Origin of the sequence: Kitasatospora setae KM-6054 (assembly GCF_000269985.1) — a bacterium.
Classification (GTDB): domain Bacteria; phylum Actinomycetota; class Actinomycetes; order Streptomycetales; family Streptomycetaceae; genus Kitasatospora; species Kitasatospora setae.
This window is the reverse complement of the sequence record NC_016109.1, coordinates 6,530,529-6,550,718: the sequence shown is the minus strand read 5'-3', so window position 1 is coordinate 6,550,718 and position 20,190 is coordinate 6,530,529. Positions and strand designations below refer to the sequence as shown.

General features: G+C 74.9%; 17 protein-coding genes. 8 read left to right on the top strand and 9 right to left on the bottom strand.

Features of this window, described 5'->3' with window-relative positions:
• Positions 1-92 precede the first annotated feature (92 nt).
• The 5 genes from KSE_RS28885 to KSE_RS28865 form a co-directional block, all read right to left on the bottom strand.
• A complete protein-coding gene (locus KSE_RS28885) occupies positions 93-1,814 on the bottom strand; it encodes an FAD-binding oxidoreductase (RefSeq protein WP_014138905.1) in 1,722 nt (573 codons plus the stop codon).
• 115 nt (positions 1,815-1,929) lie between these two features.
• Positions 1,930-2,430: a cupin domain-containing protein gene (locus KSE_RS28880; RefSeq protein WP_014138904.1), complete on the bottom strand. Its 501-nt coding sequence runs from the start codon at positions 2,428-2,430 to the stop codon at positions 1,930-1,932.
• The gene (locus tag KSE_RS28875) at positions 2,427-3,386 is read right to left on the bottom strand and encodes an oxidoreductase (protein WP_014138903.1); all 960 of its coding nucleotides are present in this window, start codon (positions 3,384-3,386) and stop codon (positions 2,427-2,429) included. Before KSE_RS28875 ends, KSE_RS28880 begins: the two co-directional genes overlap by 4 nt.
• A 49-nt stretch (positions 3,387-3,435) precedes the next feature.
• A complete protein-coding gene (locus KSE_RS28870) occupies positions 3,436-4,833 on the bottom strand; it encodes an aldehyde dehydrogenase family protein (protein ID WP_014138902.1) in 1,398 nt (465 codons plus the stop codon).
• Positions 4,833-5,930, bottom strand: coding sequence for an acyl-CoA synthetase family protein (locus KSE_RS28865; protein WP_014138901.1), 1,098 nt, complete (start codon positions 5,928-5,930; stop codon positions 4,833-4,835). The genes KSE_RS28870 and KSE_RS28865 overlap by 1 nt, the downstream gene beginning before the upstream one ends.
• Positions 5,931-6,607: 677 nt before the next feature.
• Between KSE_RS28865 and KSE_RS28860 the strand changes: the two genes are divergently transcribed.
• From KSE_RS28860 to KSE_RS28825, 8 genes are all read left to right on the top strand, one after another.
• On the top strand, positions 6,608-7,783 hold the full coding sequence (locus tag KSE_RS28860; protein ID WP_014138900.1) for a 3-deoxy-7-phosphoheptulonate synthase: 1,176 nt from the start codon (positions 6,608-6,610) through the stop codon (positions 7,781-7,783).
• Between the two features lie 78 nt (positions 7,784-7,861).
• A complete protein-coding gene (locus KSE_RS28855) occupies positions 7,862-8,632 on the top strand; it encodes a 2,3-dihydro-2,3-dihydroxybenzoate dehydrogenase (RefSeq protein ID WP_014138899.1) in 771 nt (256 codons plus the stop codon).
• Between the two features lie 21 nt (positions 8,633-8,653).
• Entirely contained in the window at positions 8,654-9,313 is a 660-nt protein-coding gene (locus tag KSE_RS28850) for an isochorismatase family protein (protein WP_014138898.1), read from the top strand.
• A 26-nt stretch (positions 9,314-9,339) separates the two neighbouring features.
• The gene (locus KSE_RS28845; RefSeq protein ID WP_014138897.1) at positions 9,340-11,238 is read left to right on the top strand and encodes a phenazine-specific anthranilate synthase component I; all 1,899 of its coding nucleotides are present in this window, start codon (positions 9,340-9,342) and stop codon (positions 11,236-11,238) included.
• Complete coding sequence (locus KSE_RS28840) at positions 11,226-11,567, top strand: hypothetical protein (protein ID WP_014138896.1); 342 nt, start codon at positions 11,226-11,228, stop codon at positions 11,565-11,567. The genes KSE_RS28845 and KSE_RS28840 overlap by 13 nt, the downstream gene beginning before the upstream one ends.
• 100 nt (positions 11,568-11,667) lie before the next feature.
• The gene (locus tag KSE_RS28835) at positions 11,668-12,870 is read left to right on the top strand and encodes a 3-hydroxybenzoate 6-monooxygenase (RefSeq protein WP_014138895.1); all 1,203 of its coding nucleotides are present in this window, start codon (positions 11,668-11,670) and stop codon (positions 12,868-12,870) included.
• Positions 12,867-14,051: a chorismate synthase gene (gene aroC / locus KSE_RS28830; RefSeq protein ID WP_014138894.1), complete on the top strand. Its 1,185-nt coding sequence runs from the start codon at positions 12,867-12,869 to the stop codon at positions 14,049-14,051. The genes KSE_RS28835 and aroC overlap by 4 nt, the downstream gene beginning before the upstream one ends.
• A 262-nt stretch (positions 14,052-14,313) precedes the next feature.
• Positions 14,314-15,516, top strand: a complete 1,203-nt coding sequence (locus KSE_RS28825; protein ID WP_014138893.1) for an IS701 family transposase — start codon at positions 14,314-14,316, stop codon at positions 15,514-15,516.
• 141 nt (positions 15,517-15,657) lie between these two features.
• Here the strand turns inward: KSE_RS28825 and KSE_RS28820 are convergent, their stop codons facing one another.
• The 4 genes from KSE_RS28820 to KSE_RS28805 form a co-directional block, all read right to left on the bottom strand.
• Positions 15,658-17,592 carry a helix-turn-helix domain-containing protein gene (locus tag KSE_RS28820; RefSeq protein WP_014138892.1) on the bottom strand — a complete coding sequence of 645 codons (1,935 nt, stop codon included), beginning with the start codon at positions 17,590-17,592 and terminating at the stop codon, positions 15,658-15,660.
• A gap of 122 nt (positions 17,593-17,714) precedes the next feature.
• Positions 17,715-18,509 carry an AfsR/SARP family transcriptional regulator gene (locus KSE_RS28815; RefSeq protein ID WP_158413062.1) on the bottom strand — a complete coding sequence of 265 codons (795 nt, stop codon included), beginning with the start codon at positions 18,507-18,509 and terminating at the stop codon, positions 17,715-17,717.
• Positions 18,510-19,002: 493 nt separating this feature from the next.
• A complete protein-coding gene (locus KSE_RS28810; RefSeq protein WP_033258214.1) occupies positions 19,003-19,248 on the bottom strand; it encodes a hypothetical protein in 246 nt (81 codons plus the stop codon).
• 86 nt (positions 19,249-19,334) lie between these two features.
• Entirely contained in the window at positions 19,335-20,072 is a 738-nt protein-coding gene (locus tag KSE_RS28805; RefSeq protein ID WP_014138889.1) for a hypothetical protein, read from the bottom strand.
• Between the last annotated feature and the right edge of the window lie 118 nt (positions 20,073-20,190).

Here is a 20,190-nt window from a genome sequence, read left to right as displayed (position 1 = left end):
GACGCCCCGGGTTCCGCCGAACCCGGGGCGTCCGCGGCGGGGCCTGCTCGGCGGAAGGGCCCCGCCGAGCAGGCCCCGCCGGGGAGGCCGGGTCAGGGGAGGCGGACCGACTGGCCGTGCCGGAAGAAGTTCGTCGGGTCCCACTGGGCCTTGACCTGCTGGAGGTGCGGGTAGTTGCCGCGCCAGTAGAGGTCGTGCCAGGGCACCGGGGAGCTGTTGTACTGCGGGCTGTTGAGGTCGATGTCGCAGTAGTTCACGAAGCACCCGGAGGTCTGGGTGTTGGACACCGGCACGCCGCCCGTCCCCGCGTACACGGCCTGGTAGACGCCGCGCAGCCAGGCCAGGTTGACCTGGTCGTGCGCCGCCTCGGTCCAGTTGGTCTGGTACAGCACCTTGAACACCGAGTCGCGGTGCGCGTGCGCCGTGGCCGTGGAGCCCAGCGCGTTGACCTGGCCGCCGTAGGAGCTCATGACGACCTGCGCCATCGGGTTGTCCAGGGTGTCGGAGCGCAGGTGCTGCCAGAGGGCGGCGATCTGCGCGTCGGTGTAGCCGCGGTGGTGGAAGGCGGACTTCTCGTCGCCGCGCAGCACGGAGTTGGTCATCACCTGGTTGCTGGTGCCGAGGTAGTGCGTGGCCTTCAGCCAGCTCCAGCGCCGGGGCACCAGGAAGTTGCCGAGCGGGCCGTCCGCGCTCCCGTTCTGCGCCGGCGTCTCGGGCGGGGTGGAGACGCCCTGGGTGATCTGGTCCAGGAAGTCCTGGAGCACGGCCTCCGGGTTCGGGGTGTCCACCGCCAGTTGGGTGAGCAGCGCGACCTCGCCGTTCGATATGTGGTTCAGGGTGAGGAAGGAGAACAGCCCCCCGTGGTCCCCCGGGGCGCCGTGGGCCTCGTGCCAGGCGCCGAAGTTGCGCACCAGCGTGGTGAAGTCGGCCTGCGTCAGCTTCGCCCACGACCAGGACAGCAGGCTGACCAGGACCTCCGCCGGCGGCTTCGGCAGGAGGGCCGACGGGTTGGTCCCGGTGGCCGTCCGGGAGCGGAACCAGTAGCGGGTGACGATCCCGAAGCTTCCGCCGCCGCCGCCCGTGTGCGCCCACCACAGCTCCCGCAGCGGGCCGGTGTCGTCGCGGGTGGCGACCACCGCCTTCGCGGTCCCCGCGGCGTCGACCGTCACCACCTCGACCGCGTACAGGTGGTCCACGATCAGGCCGTCGCGGCGGGCCAGCAGCCCCCAGCCGCCGCCGGCCACGTGCCCGCCGGCGCCCACCGAGTAGCACATGCCGCCGGGGACGGTCACGCCCCAGCCGCGGTACAGCCGGTCGTAGACCTTGCCGAGCGCGGCTCCCGGCTCGACCGCGAACGCGTTCCGCTCCGCGTCGAAGTACACCCGGTTCATCTCGGACAGGTCGACGACCACCTCGACCGCCGCGTTGTAGGCGAAGTCCTCGTAGCAGTGCCCGCCGCTGCGGACCGACACCCGCCGGCCCGCCGCCGCGGCCTCCGCGACGACCGCGACGACCTGCTGGGTGGTGGACACCAGGTGCACCCGGTTCGGCGACGCGGTCCAGCGCTGGTTCAGGCCGACCGTGAGGTCCGGGTAGCGCGCGTCCCCGGGGAGGACCGCGGGGACGGCGAAGGGGGCCACGCCCTGCGGCCCCGGCTTCGGGCCGCCCGGGCCCCCGCCCGGCCCGCCGCCCGGCCCCGCCGGGGCGGCCGAGGCGGGGGCCGCCCCGGCGGCGCCGAGCGCGGAGGCGCCGGCCACCGCGCCGGTGGCGGCGAGGACCGAGCGGCGTGAGAGCTGCTTACCGTTGTGCGACATGGAAACTCCCGGATCGGCGATCTGATCTGTCGTGCGTGTGCGTGTGCGTGTGGCTGTGCCTGCGCGCGTGCGCGTACCTGTGCGCGTGCGTGCCGTCGCGGTGTCGGTGACGGGGCTACTCCAGGTACTCGTCACCGAATTCGGGGCCCACCTGGTAGCCGTAGGCCACGTCCCTGAGCCGCTGCTCCTCCGAGGGCGGCGGGGTGTCGCCGTCCGCGGGGACGCCGACGTTCAGGAAGAACCGCTCCTTGCCGCCGGGAACCGTGATGAACAGCATCTTGGCCGGTTCCTCGGAGGTGTTCTTGAACGCGTGCTCGGTGCCCCGGGGCACGAAGACGAAGCTCCCCGCCGGGGCCTGGTGCCGGCCGTTGCGGTCCCGGAACTCGACGCTGCCCTCCAGGACGTAGAAGGCTTCCTCCTCCCAGTGGTGGACGTGCAGCGGCGGGCCGCCGCCCTCCGGGACGAGCGCCTCGACGAGGAACAGCGACTTCCCGGTGTTGTGCTCACCGGACTTGACGGTGTACCGGTCGCCGAACGCCCACCGGCTCGGCCCCTCCCCGGGAGGGACGATGACGACCTCGTTCCTGTTCTGACCCGCGAAGAAGCCCAGGCTCACGCGGCGCCGCCGTGGAGCGCGTCCAGTTCCTTCACGTCGACCTCGGTCAGCCGCAGGGCCGCCGCCGCGACGTTCTCCTCCAGGTGGTCGGCGCTGGAGGTGCCGGGGATGCAGCAGATGTTCGCGGAGTGCTGCAACAGCCAGGCGAGGGCCACCTGGTAGGGGGTGGCGCCCCGGCGCCGGGCCACGGCGTGGATCGCCTGGGCCTCCAGCGGCACCTGCTGCGGCACCTTGGTGTCCGTCGCGACGTCCTTCTCGTGCTGGAGGGTGAACGTCCCCAGCGGGAAGAAGGGCATGAACGCGATCCCCGCCTCGGCGCAGGTCCGCACGATGTCCTCGTCGCGGCGCCGCAGCACGTTGTACTCGTTCTGCACGCAGACCACCGGGGCGATCCCGCGGGCCTCGGCCAGCTGCCCGGCGGTGACGTTGCTGACCCCGAGGTGCCGGATCAGGCCCTGCTCGCGCAGTTCGGCGAGCGCGCCGAAGGGTTCGGCGATCGAGTCCTCCGGGCCGAGGCCGCCGCCCTCCTCGACGATCCGCAGGTTCACCACGTCGAGGTGGTCGCGGCCCAGGCCGCGGAGGTTGTCGTAGACGGCCCGGCGCAGCTGCTCCGGCTTGAGCGCCGCCGGCCAGGCCTTCTCCGGGGTGCGGAGGGCGCCGACCTTCGTCACCAGGATCAGGTCGTCGTCGTAGGGGTGGAGGGCCTCGCGGATGATCTCGTTCGCGACGTACGGGCCGTAGTAGTCGCTGGTGTCGATGTGGTTGACGCCCAGCTCCACCGCGCGCCGGACCACCCCGACCGCCCGGGCGCGGTCCTTCGGCGGGCCCCAGACGCCGGGGCCGGGGAGCTGCATGGCCCCGAACCCCATCCGGTGGATGACGAGTTCGCCGCCCAGGGCGAACTCCCCCGCCGCCGCCGCGGGCGCGGTACCGACGACTGCGTCATCAGAGGACACGATCTGCTCCTTGGGATCGGAATGGTCGGCTGCGGGCGCACGGCCCCGCTCAGCCACGGATGACGGTCTTGCTGCGCATCAGGAACTCGCCGAGGTAGCCGTCGTGCGGCACGCCGCGGTCCATCCAGTGGGTGGGGCGGTCGCCGACGTAGACGTTGGCGACGGTCCGGTCGGCGACCAGGTCCTCGATCAGGTCGGCGTCGGCGTCCGGCACCTCCCCGTCGGCGAGCACGCCGACGACGAGCGAGTCGCTCAGCGCGGCGGCCCCGTCGGCCCGGGTCCAGGGCGCCACCCACACGCAGGGGAAGGGCAGTTCGGCGGTGTGCCAGCCGCCCCGGAGGTGCGGCACCTCGAAGACGGCCGGGCGCAGCACGGCCTGGCCGTCGGAGAGCTCGTCCACGATGCCCGCGCCGCCGAGGTGCGCGGTGGTGCCCTGGGCCCGCTCCAGCAGGTGCCGTTCGAGGGCCCGCGCCCGCTCCAGCGGCTGCACGGGCAGTCCGGCCTTCTCGTCGTCGGCCGGCAGGCTGGGCAGCGCGGCGAGGCGCTCGGCCAGCGCCCGGGCCACCGGTGCCGGATCGCCCTCGACCAGGACGGCGGTCGCGTTGACGCACTTCACGCCGCCGTGGTGCGCGATCGAGTCCACGATGGTGTCCAGGTGGGCCCGCCAGTCCGTCCCGGCGGTCAGCAGGATCTTCGCCCGGCCCGGCCCCTGCACCAGGACGCCGGGGTCGCCGGCGTACCGGCGGACGACCTCGTCGCCGCCGTACACCAGCGACAGGTCGGCGCCGGTGATCAGCTCGCCGGCCACCGCGTGGTCGGTGGGCAGCAGCACCACGTGGTCCTCGCCGAACCCGGCCGCGCGCAGCGCGGCGACCAGCCGGTGCGGGGTGAACGGCTCCCGGCGCGAGGGCCGGATCGCGACCCGGAAGCCCAGCGCGAGGGCCTCCAGCCAGAGGGCGTGCGGCGCCGGGTGGTTGCCCGCCGCGTTCACGGCGAGCACCTCGCCGCGCCGGGTCCACACCGCGCTGCCGGTGCGGGTGCGCGCGTCCCGCCAGTCCAGCACGGCGCCGCCGGGCAGCGCGCCGTAGGCCCCGGCCAGGGCGCGGCGGGCCGAGTCGGCGATCTCGTCGGCGGCGGAGCGCACGGCGGGCAGCGGGATCCCGGAGACCCGGGCGACGGTGCGCTCGTACCGCTCGTAGCCGAGCCCGTGCACCTCGCCGTCGCGGAACAGGGCGGCCGCGCGGGCCAGCGCGGCGAGCCGCCGCTCGGCCGGCAGCGGGGTCGCCCGGTGCAGGGCGGTGAGCGCCCGGGTGACGAACAGCCTCGGCACCAGGCTGAGTTCGGCGACGGTCCGGCCGGCGGTGTCGGTGACGGTCTCGCGGTTGCGGGCGCGGTACGGGCCCCGGGGGCCCAGCGCGTCCAGCGGGTAGGGCTCGGTCTCCGGCATCAGTACACCCCCTCGATGACCTTCTCGTCGTCGAACTCCCGGACCGGCGCGATGTCCGCGACCGCGTCGCCGGCCTGGCCCGGCAGCGGGCGGATCCGGGTGGCCTCGTCCCGCTCCACGTTGTTGGGCAGGAACAGGCTCTTGCCGACGTAGTGCATGACGACGCGGCCCCGCTCGCCGTACTCGACCGGCCGCCGCTCCGCCAGGTCGACGACGTTGTAGGTGATGTACGGCGAGAACGGGTCGTAGACGCAGGGGTCTTCGTCGCCCAGTCCGGGCCGCTCGGTGACGTGGCCGAGCGTCATGGTGTTGCCGAAGCCGCTGCACAGCACGGCGTCGGGGAACAGCTCGGTGCGGTAGAGGTTCCGGGTGTCGGGGTCGAGCTGGGTGCCCACCCACATGATGGCCTTGACCTTCTCCCGGACCAGCTCGACGAGTTCGTCGCGGCGGCAGAGCCGCTCCAGCACCGGCGGGGTGAGCATCAGCACGCCGATGTCCTGCGAGCGCAGCGGGTGCTGGATCTGGTCGATGAGGTGCTCGGTGTAGGCGTCGGCCTCGGCCTGGTCGCCCCGCGCGATGATCTTCTTCACCCAGCGCGGGTCGATGTCGACGGCGAAGGACAGGCCGCCGCGCCCGGCGACCAGCTGCTGGAAGGAGGCGCCGACCATGTGCGGCCCGGACGGGATGGAGAGCAGCCAGTTCACGTCGCGCGGCACGCCGTGCGCGTCCAACTGGGCGTTGCTGTGAGCCAGTAGCAGGTCCAGCCACTCCTGGAGCATGACGACGCGCTTGGGCGCGCCCGTGGTGCCGCCGCTGTCGAAGACGCCGACGATCCCCGGGCGGGCCCCGTAGCCGCGCGGGACCAGGTCCTCGGCGCGCACGTCCCGCAGCTCGTTGGCGAAGTTCGGGAAGAGCCGCAGGTCGTCGAAGGTCCGGACGGCCTCGATCGGGTCGAAGTCCAGCCGGTCGGCGCGGTCGAGCCAGAACGGCGACCCGGTCTCCTTGGAGAAGTGCCAGCGGATCGCGGCGCGGAGGAACTCGTCGGGGTCGGGCACGGTGCCGTAGGGCAGGTCGAGCAGGGGGTGGGCAGCGGGCATCGGAGAGCTTCCTTTCGGCCGGGTCCGGTAGGGGCCGTGCGGCGCCACCGGGTTCAGTCGACCCGCGGCGCCCCGGCGGGGCGGTCGAGCGGGTCGTCGGCCCGGTCGCGCGGGTGGGAGCGGCAGTGCGGGAATCCGCCGTCGTGCGGGTCGCCCGTCCGCACGGGGTCGTCACCGGACGGTGCCGGTGCGGTCCGGGCCGGTGCGGGCCGGTGCGGTGCGGTGTGAGCCGGTCCGGGCCGCGGTCGCGGTCGCCGGTCGAGCGGTTCCGGGGGAGGGCCCGGTGGTCGGTCACCGGGCGGGGGGACGGGTGCATTCTGGGCACAAGCACCGGCGCCCCGCAGAGCGGACGGCGGACTCTGTCACGCCGGGCGGACTTCGTCACAACGGCCGCCGGCCCCCGCCGCACGCGGCCCGCCGGGCGGCCGACTTCATGAATTCCGGCCCGATGTGACGGACTGCGAACGGTCGCGACTGACTATCCGTCACCGCGTTGCGGCCGCGGACGCCCCCTCCCAACAGTGGAGCCAGCCGTCCGGATCCGGAGGCGGGCCCGCCGGACGACGCACGTCTCCGCCGGGCCGCGCCCCGCCGACCCGCACGAAGCCCGTACCGCCCCAGCCGCGGCCGGGCCCGCCATCAGCCGGAGCGACTCCGACACCCGCCGAGGGAATCCGATGACCGACATTGAGTCCCACGTCCGCTCCCTGCCCGCCCTCCAACAGCCCGACTGGGCCCACCATCCGCGCCTCGACCAGGCCCGCGCCCACCTGCGACGGATGCCCGCCCTGGTGGACATCGAGGCCGTGCACCGCCTCGGGTCGCTGCTGCGCGAGGCCGCGGCCGGCCACCTGCAGATCGTGCAGGCCGGCGACTGCGCCGAGGACCCGGCCGAAGCGGTGCCCGAGGACGTGGCGCGCAAGACGGCCCTGCTCGACGTGCTCGCGGGGATGATGAAGCTCGCGTCCGGCCGGCCGGTGCTGCGGGTGGGCCGGCTCGCCGGACAGTTCGGCAAGCCCCGTTCGAACCCGACCGAGACCGTGCACGGCGTCGACATGCCCGTCTACCGGGGCCACATGGTCAACCGGCCCGAGCCCGACGCCGAACTGCGCCGCCCCGACCCCGACCACCTGCTCACCGGCTACCGGGCCGCCAGCGACACCATGCACTACCTGGGCTGGCGCGGCACCGCCGGCCGCCGCCCGGAGTACGGCGTGCCGGTGTGGACCAGCCACGAGGCCCTGCTGCTCGACTACGAACTGCCCATGCTGCGCCGCGAACCCGACGGCTCGCTGCTGCTCGCCTCCACCCACTGGCCGTGGGTGGGCGAGCGCACCCGGCAGCTGGACGGCGCCCACGTCGCGCTGCTCGCCGCGGTGGCCAACCCGGTCGCCGTCAAGGTCGGTCCCGGCATGACGCCCGGGGAACTGCTCGCCCTGTGCGAGCGGCTGGACCCCGGGCGCAGCCCCGGCCGGCTCACCCTGATCGCCCGGATGGGCGCCGAGAACGCCCCGCGCCGGCTGCCCGCCCTGGTGGAGGCCGTCGCCCGGGCCGGCCACCCGGTGCTGTGGCTGTCGGACCCGATGCACGGCAACACCGTCTCCGGGCCCGAGGGGCTGAAGACCCGGCTGGTGGAGACCGTGGTGCGGGAGGTCCGCGCCTTCCAGGAGGCGGTGCGCGCGGGCGGCGGCGTCGCGGCGGGCCTGCACCTGGAGACGACTCCCGACGCGGTCACCGAGTGCGTCTCGGCCACGGTCGACCTGCACCGGATCGGCGACAAGTACCTGAGCTTCTGCGACCCGCGGCTGAACCCGCAGCAGGCCATCGAGGTGACCTCGGCCTGGCGGGGCTGACCCCCGCCACCGGGGCCGGACCGGCCCCGGTGCGCGTCCCGGCCCGTCTGTACCCGACCCACTCAGGAGGTTGGCACCGTGGAAGGAACCATCGCCCTGGTCACCGGAGCGGCCGGCGGCATCGGGCAGGCCGTCGTCCGGCTGCTCGCCGAGCGCGGGGCGGCGGTCGCCGCCGTGGACCTCGACGCGGAGCGGATCGCCGCCACGGCCGCCGCGCTGCGCGCGGAGGGCCTGCGGGTGACCGGCTTCGCCGCCGACGTCACGTCGAGTTCCGCCGTGGACGACCTGGTCGAGGAGGTCGAGACCCGCCTGGGCCCGGTGTCGCAGCTGGTGAACGCGGCCGGCGTGCTGCGCCTCGGCCAGGCCCGCGCCCTGTCCGACCAGGACTGGAACGCCACGTTCGCGGTGAACGCCACCGGCGTGTTCCACGTGTCGCGCGCGGTGGTCAACCGGATGGTCCGGCGCGGGGCCGGCGCCATCGTCACCGTCGCGTCCAACGCCGCGGGCACCGCGCGCGCCGAGATGGCCGCCTACGCGGCGTCCAAGGCGGCGGCGACCGCGTTCACCAAGTGCCTGGGCCTCGAAGTGGCGCACCGGGGCATCCGCTGCAACGTGGTGGCCCCCGGCTCCACCGACACCATGATGCTGCGCGGCATGCACACCGCCGAGACCGCCGCCAAGGCGTCGATCGCGGGCAACCCCGGGCAGTACCGGGTCGGCATCCCGCTGGGCAAGGTGGCCAGCCCCGAGGACGTCGCGCGGACCGTCGCCTTCCTGCTGTCGGACGAGGCCGGGCACATCACGATGCACGAACTGACCGTGGACGGCGGAGCCACCCTCGGCGTCTGAGAACGAAAGGAACCCCGGCCCATGCCCGGCATCCCCCCCATCCAGCCGTACTCCATGCCCACCGAGGAGCAGCTGCCCGAGAACGCGGTCGACTGGCAGCCGGACCCCCGGCGCGCGGTGCTGCTGCTGCACGACATGCAGGAGTACTTCCTCAAGCCGTTCCCGCGCGGCACCGAACCCGGCCGGGCCCTGGTGGAGAACACCGCGCGGCTGCGCGCGCGGGCCAGGGAGCTCGGCGTCCCGGTCGCCTACACCGCGCAGCCCGGCGGCATGACGCCCGAACAGCGCGGGCTGCTCAAGGACTTCTGGGGCCCGGGCATGCGGGCCACGCCCGAGCACCGCCGGGTGGTGCCGCCGCTGGAGCCCGAGGACGGCGACTGGACGTTCACCAAGTGGCGCTACAGCGCCTTCTTCCGGACCGACCTGCTGGCCCGGATGCGCGAGCAGCAGCGCGACCAGCTGATCCTCTGCGGGGTGTACGCGCACGTGGGGGTCCTGATGACCGCCGTGGAGGCGTACACCAACGACATCCAGCCGTTCCTGGTGGCCGACGCGGTCGCCGACTTCTCCGCCGAGTACCACCGGCTGGCGCTCAGCTACGCCGCCGAGCGCGCCGCCCGGGTCCTGACGGCCCAGGCGGTCCTGACCGGGCTGAACGCGGCCACCCTGGCGACGCGTTGAGCGCGCCCGAAGGCGAGAGGAACACCATGACCACGCGGGACGGCGCGCTGCTGGCGCGCATCCTGGACGGCTCCACGGAGGTCTTCGCCCTGCTGCACCGCCCCGAGGCGGCGGGGGAGGACGTCCTGGACGTGCTGACCGGCGAGGTGACCGAGGTCGCCACGATCGCCGGACTCGAACTCGACGGGGCGCCGCGGGCCGGCGCCCACCAGGAACTGCTGGTGCTGATCCCCTACCGGCAGCTCGCCGAACGCGGCTTCGCCGCCCCGGACGACGGCCGGCCGCTGCTGGCGATGCGGGTGGACGAGCAGGCCGCGCTCTCGCTGCGCGACACCCTGGGGCTGCTGCCGAACCACCCGGTGAAGGTGACCGGGGAGCACTTCGACATCGACGACGACGCGTACGCCGAGACGGTGCGCCGGGTCGTCGCGGACGAGATCGGCACCGGCGAGGGCGCCAACTTCGTGATGCGGCGCTCCTTCGTCGCCCAACTGCCGGACTTCGGCCTGCCGGACGCGCTGTCGTTCTTCCGCCGCCTGGTCGAACGGGAGGCCGGCGCGTACTGGACGTTCCTGATCCGCACCGGCGGGCGGACGTTCGTCGGCGCCACCCCCGAGCGGCACATCAGCGTCCGCGACGGCCGCGCGGTGATGAACCCCGTCAGCGGCACCTACCGCTACCCCGTGTCCGGCCCGGACCTCGACGGGGTGCTGGCCTTCCTCGCCGACACCAAGGAGGCCGACGAGCTGTACATGGTGGTCGACGAGGAACTGAAGATGATGGGCCGGATCTGCCCCGGGGGCGGCCGGGTGCGGGGGCCGTACCTCAAGGAGATGGCGCGCCTGGCGCACACCGAGTACATCATCGAGGGCCGCACCGACCGCGACGTGCGCGACATCCTGCGCGAGACCCTGTTCGCGCCGACGGTCACCGGCTCGCCGCTGGAGAGCGCCGCCCGGGTCATCAGCCGCTACGAGCCGGCCGGGCGCGGCTACTACAGCGGGGTGGCCGCCCTGATCGGGCGGGACGCCGCGGGCGGGCGCACCCTGGACTCCTCGATCCTGATCCGGACCGCCGACATCGACCCGGCCGGCGTGATGCGGATCGGGGTCGGCGCGACCCTGGTGCGGCACTCCGACCCGCACTCCGAGGTGCAGGAGACCCGGGCCAAGGCCGCGGGGCTGCTGGCCGCGCTCGGCGGGGCCGAGCCCACCCGGTTCGGGGCGCACCCCGCGGTGCGCGAGGCGCTCGACGCGCGCAACGAGGGCATCGCGCGCTTCTGGCTCCAGGACGCCGCCGGTCCCGCCCCGGCCGCCGCCCCGCCGGTCGGCCCGCTGGCCGGGCGCCGGGTGCTGGTGGTCGACGCCGAGGACACCTTCACCGAGATGATCGCGCACCAGATCCGGTCGCTGGGCTGCGAGGTGGACGTGCGCCGCTTCGACGAGCCGTACGACTTCGACGGCCACGACCTGGTCGTCATGGGCCCCGGCCCGGGCGACCCGCGGGAGGCCGCGCACCCGAAGATCGCGCACCTGCGGTCGGCGGCGGCCCGGCTCCTCGACGAGCGGCGCCCCTTCCTCGCGGTGTGCCTGAGCCACCAGGTGCTCAGCACCCTGCTCGGCCTGGACCTGGTCCGCCGCGAGGTGCCCAACCAGGGCGCCCAGCACGAGATCGACCTGTTCGGCGAGCCGGCCCGGGTGGGCTTCTACAACACCTACGCCGCCCGGTGCGCCACCGACTCCTTCGAGCACCCGGTGCACGGCCGGGTCGAGGTCAGCCGGAACGCGGCCACCGGCGAGGTGCACGCGCTGCGGGCCGCCGGGTTCGCCTCGATGCAGTTCCACGCCGAGTCCGTGCTGACCGTGGCCGGGCCGGACATCATCGGCTCGCTGCTCCGGGAGGTGGCCGGCCCGTGCACGCGGTGATCGTCTGGTGGGACCTGGCGCGCTCGGAGCAGACCGTCGAGTCGCTGCGCGGCTTCCTCCGCGAGGAGGCGGTGGACCGCTTCGCGCGGGTGCCCGGCCTGCGGTTGAAGTTCTGGATCTCCGACGCCGCCGCCGGCCGGTGGGGCGCGGTGCTGCTCTGGGAGTCCCGGCAGGCCGCGGAGGCCCCGCTGCCCAACCTGGCCGGCCCGCTGATCGGCTACCCGCCGACCGAGCGGTACGCCTTCGCCGTGGAGGCCACCGTGGAGGGCGCCTTCGCCGCGGCGGCCCTCGCCGGACGCGGGCTCGCGCTCGAACCGGGCGGCTCCTGACCGCCGCGGGACCCGCGCCCGCCCTCTCACCCCGGCCTCCGCGGCCGGCCTCCACCCGGCAGTGACACCCCATCAGGCACCGGAAGGAACGTGACGAACCATGGCCCACGTCATCATCGCCGGGGGCGGCATCGGCGGACTCGCGACGGCGCTGTCACTGGCCCGCTCCGGCCACCGCGCCACCGTGCTCGAACGCAGCGCCACCTTCGCGGAGATCGGGGCCGGCATCCAGCTCGGCCCGAACGCCTTCCACGCCCTCGACCGGCTCGGCGTCGGCCGGAACGTGCGCGAACGCGCGGTGTTCATCGACGAGTTGCGCTTCATGGACGGCACCACCGGCGAGAAGGTCGCCGCGATGGAGCTGACCGGTGCCTACCGCGAGCGGTTCGGCAACCCGTACGCGGTGGTGCACCGCGGCGACCTGTACCAGCCGCTGCTCGCCGCCTGCCGCGAGCTGGACGGCGTCGAGCTGCTCGCCGACGCCGCGGTGCGGGACCACGCGCAGGACGGCACGGGCGTCACCGTGCGCACCACCGACGGGCGGACCTTCCGCGGCGCGGCGCTGGTCGGCGCGGACGGCATCCGCTCCACCGTGCGGGCGGCGGTGCTGGGCGACGGCGAGCCGCGCGTCTCGGGCCACACCATCTACCGCTCGGTGATCCCGATCGAGCAGGTGCCGGAGGAGCTGCGCTGGAACGCGGTCACGCTGTGGGCCGGGCCCAAGTGGCACTTCGTGCACTACATCATCGGCGGCGGCGAGTACCTGAACCTCGCGGTCACCCGCGACGACGGGGCGACCGTGCCGGTGGCCGGGCGGGAGGCCGAGCGCGCGCACGTGCTCGGCCGGTTCCCCGGGATCGGCGCCACCGCCCGCCGGCTGCTCGAACTCGGCGAGGGCTGGCGCGAGTGGGTGCTGTGCGACCGCGACCCGGTGCGGACCTGGACCGACCGGCGGGTCGTCCTGGTCGGCGACGCCGCCCACCCGATGCTGCAGTACGCGGCGCAGGGCGCCTGCCAGGCGCTGGAGGACGCCGTGGTCCTCGGCGACCTGCTCGACGGGGCGGGCGAGGACGACGTCGAGCAGCACCTGGAGAAGTTCAACGCCGTCCGGCGCGAACGCGCGGGCCGCGCCCAGCTGGTCGCCCGGCGGATGGGCAGCGACCTCTACCACCCGGCGGGCGCGGCGGCCGAGGAGCGCAACGCGATGCTCTCCGCGCTGACCCAGGAGCAGCTGCGGGACAGCGTCTCCTGGCTGCACGGCGACCGCGACTTCACCGACAGCGGCCTCGGGGGGCGGCGTTGAGCAGGCTGCGCTGGCTGACCGCGGGCGAGTCGCACGGCCCGGCGCTGGTCGCGACGCTGGAGGGGCTGCCGGCCGGTGTGCCGGTCACCACCGCGATGGTGGCGGACCACCTGGCGCGGCGGCGGCTCGGGTACGGGCGCGGGGCCCGGATGTCGTTCGAACGGGACGAGGTCGCCTTCCTGGGCGGGGTGCGGCACGGTCTGACCCTCGGCTCCCCGGTCGCCGTCACGGTGGGCAACGCCGAGTGGCCGAAGTGGGAGCGGGTGATGGCCGCGGACCCGGTCGACCCCGGGGTGCTGGCCGGGCTGGCCCGCAACGCCCCGCTGACCCGGCCGCGCCCCGGCCACGCCGACCTGGCCGGCATGCAGAAGTACGGCTTCGACGAGGCCCGCCCGGTGCTGGAGCGCGCCTCCGCGCGGGAGACCGCGGCCCGGGTGGCGCTCGGCGCGGTCGCCCGCTCCTACCTGGCCGAGACGGCCGGCATCGAGGTCGTCAGCCACGTGGTGGAGCTGGCCGGCGCGCAGGCGCCGCCCGGCCTGCGCCCGGTCCCGGCCGACGCGGCGGAGCTGGACGCGGACCCGGTGCGCTGCCTGGACCCGGACGCCTCGAAGGCGATGGTCGCCGAGATCGACCGGGCCCACCGGGACGGCGACACCCTGGGCGGGGTGGTCGAGGTGCTGGCGTACGGCGTGCCGGTGGGCCTGGGCTCGCACGTGCACTGGGACCGGCGGCTGGACGCCCGGCTGGCCGCCGCGCTGATGGGCATCCAGGCGATCAAGGGCGTCGAGGTCGGCGACGGCTTCGAGCTGGCCCGGGTGCCCGGCTCCCGGGCGCACGACGGCATCCTCGCCACCCCGGAGGGGATCAGGCGGGCCTCCGACCGCTCCGGCGGCACCGAGGGCGGCCTGTCCACCGGCGAGCCGCTGCGGGTGCGGGCCGCGATGAAGCCGATCGCGACCGTCCCGCACGCGCTGCCCACCGTCGACGTGGCCACCGGCTCGGCCGCCCCGGCGCACCACCAGCGCTCCGACACCTGCGCCGTGCCGGCCGCCGGGATCGTCGCGGAGGCGATGGTCGCGCTGGTGCTCGCGGACGCGGTGGCCGAGAAGTTCGGCGGCGACTCGGTCGCCGAGACGCGCCGCAACGTGCGCTCCTACCTCGCGCACCTGCGGATCCGCTGAGCGGGCGGCGCCGGGGTGGTGTCGTACCCCACCCCGGCGCCGGTCGGTTGTTGTCCCGGCACACCCCGTACCGACGCCGTATTGCGCCGTACCGGCCCCGGTAACCAGTACGGCAATCCCAAGTTCATATATTCCGACCGCAGGTGACCGCCGATGCGGCGGGGCACGCATTCAGGTCCCCGGCACACCTCGTGAGATCGGGGTCGTTCCAGCGATGGTGGAGGTGAGGCCGCCACTGCCCACCCCATACCGCTGGAGCATCGTGAACACACTGACCCTCGGTACAAGCGACTCAGCCGGCACCCTGACGCTGCCCCACCAGCGCGCCGCCTCCCACGACACCGGGGCCTTCGACGACATCGTCGACGAACTGAGCGCCGTCCTCTTCTCCCTGCTGGGCCGGCGGGACCGCCGAGTGCGCGCCGAACAGTACCTGCGCGGCCTGCTGACCACGCCCGGCCGCAAGTCCATCCGCAACATCGCCGCCCGGCTGGGCGGGGCCGGCGTGGACCAGAGCCTGCACCACTTCATCTCCAGCTCCGCCTGGGACTGGCGCCCCCTGCGCATCGCCCTGGCCGACCACATCGAGCAGACGGCGGCCCCCCGGGCGTGGGTGGTCCGGCCGATCCACATCCCCAAGGCCGGCCGGCACTCGGTCGGCGTCGACGAGCAGTTCGCACCCCACCTGGGCCAGGTCTTCCGCGGCCAGCAGGCCCTCGGCGTGTGGCTCGCCTCCCCCGAGCTGAGCGCGCCCGTCAACTGGCGGATGGTGCTCCCCGGCCCCTGGACCAACGACCCCGAGCGGCGCGAGCAGGCCGAACTGCCCGAGGGGACGGGGGCGGAGAGCGCGGGCGAGTGCGCCGTGTCCGCCGCCGTGGAGATGGCCCGGCTGTGGGGCATCCCGCACCGCCCCGTCCTGCTGGACCTGCGGCGGCGGGGCGACATCTCCACCGCCACCGAGCAGCTGACCGCGGGCGGCGTGCCCTTCCTGATCCGGATCAGCCCGTCCAGCCGGATGGCCGTGGCGGACCCGGCGCTCCCCGGCCACCGGGCCGGTTCGCTGCCCGCCCAGCGCGTCCTCGAACTGGTCAAGGGCATGCGGATCCCGGTCTCCTGGCCCGACGCGGCGCACGGGAACACCGCGCGCACCAGCCTGGCCGCGACCGTCCCCGTCGCCATGCCGGGCCCCCTCCGGTCCAAACCCCGGCGCCTGCTCCTGCTCGGCGAGTGGTCCGACCCGGCGCAGCCCCCCTCCCAGATGTGGATCACCGACATGACGCACGCCTCGGTCGGCTCGCTGCTGCGCCTGGCCAAGCTGAACGGCCGGGTGGAGCAGGACCTCGCCCGGATCGGCGACCGGGTCGGACTGCGCGACTTCGTGGGACGCTCCTTCCGCGGCTGGCACCGCCACATGACGCTGGCCTCGGTGGCGCACACGGCGATCGCCCTGAGCACCTGCGGCTAGGGCCGTGCCGACCACGACCACGGCCGGGGCGGCGGCCGGGGCCACCACCGGAGCCCGGCCCGGGGCCACGACCGGGGCGGCCGGCCGCCGCGGCGGTCCGGCGGGCGGTCCGGCGGGCCCCGGGCCGGGCCGGGGCAGGCGTCAGGAGCCGCCCGCGCCCGGGGAGCCGAGGCGCAGCACGGCCCTCATCCGGTGCATCCGCAGGGCGAGTTGGACGTCCAGGAGGCGGCTCGGCTGCTGCCACTTCTCGCCCATCAGCGCGGAGATCCGCTCCAGCCGCCGCGACACGGTGTTGGAGTGGACGTGCAGCGTCTCGGCGGCCTTGCTCGGGCTGGCGCCGGTGGCGAAGTACGCCTCCAGCGTCTCGGTGAGCTCGGTGGCGTTCGTGCGGTCGTAGTCGAGCACCGGCCCGATCACGGAGTCGACGAAGCCGCTCGCGTCGTGCGTCTCGGAGAGCAGCAGGCCCAGGAAGCCGAGGTCCTCCAGGGACGAGGCGCTCCCGGTGGCGTCGAGCGTGGTCAGCGCCTCCAGGCAGCGCACCGCCTCCGTGTGGAGGCGGGTGACGTCGCCCAGGCCCCGCCCCGGCCCGGCCGCGCCCACGGTCACCGGCCGCTCCAGCATCGACGTCAGCTCGCCGCCCACCGAGCGCGCGACGGCCGACGCGTCCGTCCCGGGCAGCAGCAGCATGATGGAGCCGTCCTGGACGGTCTTGAGGCCGCCCTGGCCGTGGGCGTAGGAGGAGGCCCACACGACGGCGCGCCCGTACCCGCCGCTCTCCGGGCGCACCGCCAGCAGGACGAACGGCTCCGCCAGGTTCATCCCGATCTCGCCGAGGCTCTGTTCGAGCCGGCGGGCGTGCTGCGGGCCGCGCGACGACAGGGTGAGCAGCTCGTCGAAGAGGGAGTCGTGGACCGGTGCCTGCGTCACCGTCGCGCCGCGCTGCAGGAGCAGGTGCAGGGCGAAGGACTGGGCGGCGAGGCAGACCAGCTGCTGGTCCACCCCGACCAGCTCGGCGTTGGGCCGCATCACGACGAAGCCCAGGTTCTCGGCACCGGCCAGCACCGGCACCACCCAGGTCCCCTCCTGGTGCACCACCGGGGTGCGGTCCGCGTGCGCCTTCCAGGACGTCTCGGCGACCGCCGCGTCGTCCAGGTCCGGCAGTTCGGCGGTGGCCACCATGACGCGGCCCGCGGGGTCGCGCAGTTGCATGGTGCCGTCCAGCGCGTCGGCGGCGGCCCGGGCCACGGTGTCGAGGTCGGCCCGGGACAGCAGCAGGCCCAGCATCCGGCCGTGGGCGTCCCCGAGCTGTTCGAGCCTGGCCATCGTCATCCGGGCGTGGAAGCCGTCCAGTTCGAGCGCGGTCACCTCGCTCCTGGCGTCCCGCAGCCGCTCCGCGCGTTCGATCGCCACCGCGCCGAACGCGGCCAGCGAGCCCACCAGGCCGATCTCGTCCGGGGTGAGGTGCCGCACCGTGCGGGAGGCGCAGACCAGCACGCCCAGGGCCCGGTCGCCGTGTGTCAGCGGCACGGCGAGCAGTGACTTGACGCCCTCGGCGCGGATGAACTCGTCGCCCTCCCCCCGGCAGTCCGCCAGGGCGGGATCGCGCAGGTAGTCGGCGGTCCACACCGGGACCCCGGTGGCGATGGCCCGCTCCCCCAGGCCGCGCAGCAGGGGCGTGCCCGGCACGATGACCGTGGTCGCCCCCTCGGCGGCGCGCAGCAGCAGCCCGTCGTCCTCGTCGCGCAGGCAGATGCACGCGAAGTCGGTGTTGATGATCCGCCGGAGGCAGCGGGTGATGACCTTGAGGAGTTCGCCCAGATCGTGCTGCTGGGTCATCTCCCGGGCGGTGTCGACCAGTTCGGCGAGCGCGTCCTCGCGCTGCCGGCGCCGGCCCTGGAGCGCGTTGATGACGTACGCCAGCCGGACCCCCTGCTCCAGCCGGAGCCGCTCGGCCGTGGAGCCCTCCCGGTCCGCGCGCCGCAGGAGCTCCTCGTAGCTCTCCAACGGCGCCTCTTCGACGAGGAGTTGGAGCACGGTGAGCAAGTCGGGGCAACGCGTACCGACTTCGTCTCCCATGCCCCCGCCTCTTCCGGCCGTCCGACTTCGATGAACCTAGACAGTGCGCAACCGGATCGTCAAGACTCCGCTTCCGCGCCGACGTGCGACTACGCCCGCTCCCCGCCGTTTCGGACGGTCCGTCAGATCGACCGTCCGCCAAGCGAGTTGGGCGCGAGCCCGGCGGGCGGCCGGCGGCCGGCAGCCAGGCCGGGGGCGCGGTCACCGCCGTGGGTCGAACGCGCCCCCTGCCGCCCCCCTACCACGACGCGGTGCGCCGTGAAGGACAGGGCGTTGCGGCGGCGCTGCAGGTGCCGCCTGATCACCTCGGGGTCGTGGCCCTTGCTGTCCAGGTCGGCCTTCAACTGGACGTACGGCGACGCCGGCGGCGGGAACCGGCTCAGGACCTGCGCCAGGTCGGCGCACAGCTCCCGCCAGCGCCCCAGCCGGAAGTCCACGTCGATCCACCGGTCCACCGCCCGCTGCCAGGAGTCGGTGAGCTCGGCCGCGTGGGAACGCAGGTGCGGCCCCTGGGTGACCCCGGCGAACGGGGCGGCGGTCCAGAGGTCCAGTGCCTCGCGCAGCCGCCGGCTCGCCAGGCTCAAGTCCCCCGCCTCCGTGGCGCGGTAGCCCGCCCCGGCCGTCCGCTCGAACGCCCGGGCGTCACTGGAACCGCCACCGGTGCCCAGCCGGTACCCGCCGGGCACCCAGGCCAGCACCTCCTCGGCCGTCCGCCCGCTGCCCTCCGCCCGCAGGGCCGCCCCGATGCTGGCGCGCAACTGCCGCACGTGCGTCTCCATGATCTGCCCCGCGTCCTCGGGCACCTCCTCCGGCCACAGCTCCTCGGCCATCGCACACGTCGGCACCACGCGATCCGCGGAGGCCACCAGCAGCGCGAGGACCTGCCGGGTCGCCGCCGACGGCGGAGTGATCGACACTCCCCCCTCGTGCACCGCAAGTCCGCCAAGCACCTTCAGGTCCATGCCGCTCCCCTCCCGCTCGGGCCGTCGCCCGATCCGCAGTGCCCCGCAACCGCTACACCCCCGCCGACCCGTCGCCGCCGCGAACGCCGAAACGCCCACCCCCGCGACACCAGGCCACAACCCCGAAGCCCCGCCGGACATTCCACCCCGGCCGGCCGGCCGTCCGCGAGGCGGGGCGGGACGGGGCGCAGGGTCCCGCGCGGTGGGGCCGTTCCGAGGGCATGCCGGATTCCGGACGGAGAGGTGCTCGTGCCCCGGGCATCAGCGGCAGGCGTTCTCCACGCCCCCGGGCTCATGATCGGGCGAGCATCCGGTGCCCGCCTTCGGCCCCGGTGCGCCGGGTCTCGGCCCGCCGGCCGGACCTGGCCACCTGCCCCCGCACGCGACCCGGCAACGACACACCCTCGGCGCGCGGGAACGCGTGTCCGGGACCACGGGAAGGCTTCGGTCAGGAGCCGAGCGCCTGACCACGGGCCGCCACGAGGGCGCGGAGGGAGTCACGGCCCCCGTCGCGTTCGGCGGTGCAGTCGTCGGCCGTGGGCATCAACGCCATTGCGGCGTCGAGGACTTCCTCCAGGGTGGCGGTGCGGGCGAGCGGGGCGCTCGGCCGGGTCGGCTCGGGCGTCCTCTTCGTGTCCGCCGCGTCCGCGCTCGGCACCACGATCGTCTTTCGCGCGGCGACGGAGCGCGGCATCGGGTTTCCGCCGAGGCCCTCGTCCGCCGGGACCCGGCCGGCGCGGTGCCCTGGGCGGGGCGGTCGACGGGCACCGCCGTTCCGCTTCACCCGGCGGTCTCCACCAGCACGATCTGGACGAGGTAGGGCAGGACCGCGACCGCCTGCGGGTCGTGGTCGAGCAGCACCGCGACCGGTGCCCGGCCGTGGGCCCGCAGTGCCGCGACCGGGCGCGCCCGGCGGGGCGGGTCGAGGGGGGCGGGCGGGGCGGCCGGTCGCCGCTGCTGCCCGTGGCCGATCGCCGGGACGGTGGAGGGTGCCGGACCGGACACCGCCGCGGCCCGGGACTGCTGTGCCAGCAGCGCCTCGCAGTGCTGCGCCAGCCCGGTCTCCACGGCGGAGATCCAGGTGAGCCCGGCGGCCGCACCCACCGGGGGACGGAACGGGGGTCGGGGAGGCGGCGGCGTGCCGAAGGCGTCCGCGCGCGGTATCCGGCGCAGCGAGCCGGTGGCCAGGTCCAGCGCCCAGACCGAGGGCTGCTCCTCGGACGGGCGGGCGGGCCGGTGGGCCGCCAGCGCGCCGTAGGCGGCGAGGGCGGTGAGGACGGCGGCGGTGCGGTCCTCGCCGGGGTGCTGCCCGCTGTCCGCGGCGACCGAGCCGAGCACCGCGCCCAGCAGGCCGGGGTGGTCCCGGGCGACGCCGTCGGCCCGGGCGAGGAACTGCCCGGCGTCCACGGCCTCCCCGCCGATGCGCCGCAGGAAGGCCGCCCGCGCCTGCGCCTGGGTGGTTCCCTGCCGACTGCCGCCGTACGGGTCCGCGGCGGAGGCGTCCGATCGCAGCTCCATGGCCCTCCCTCCTACGGGCTCCCGCTGTCGGTGAGCCTCTTGGTCCATGGAACACGGGCCGGATATCCGCCGGATCATCCCGCGATATAAGCCGTTTCCCGGGAGCCGACCCGGTTGA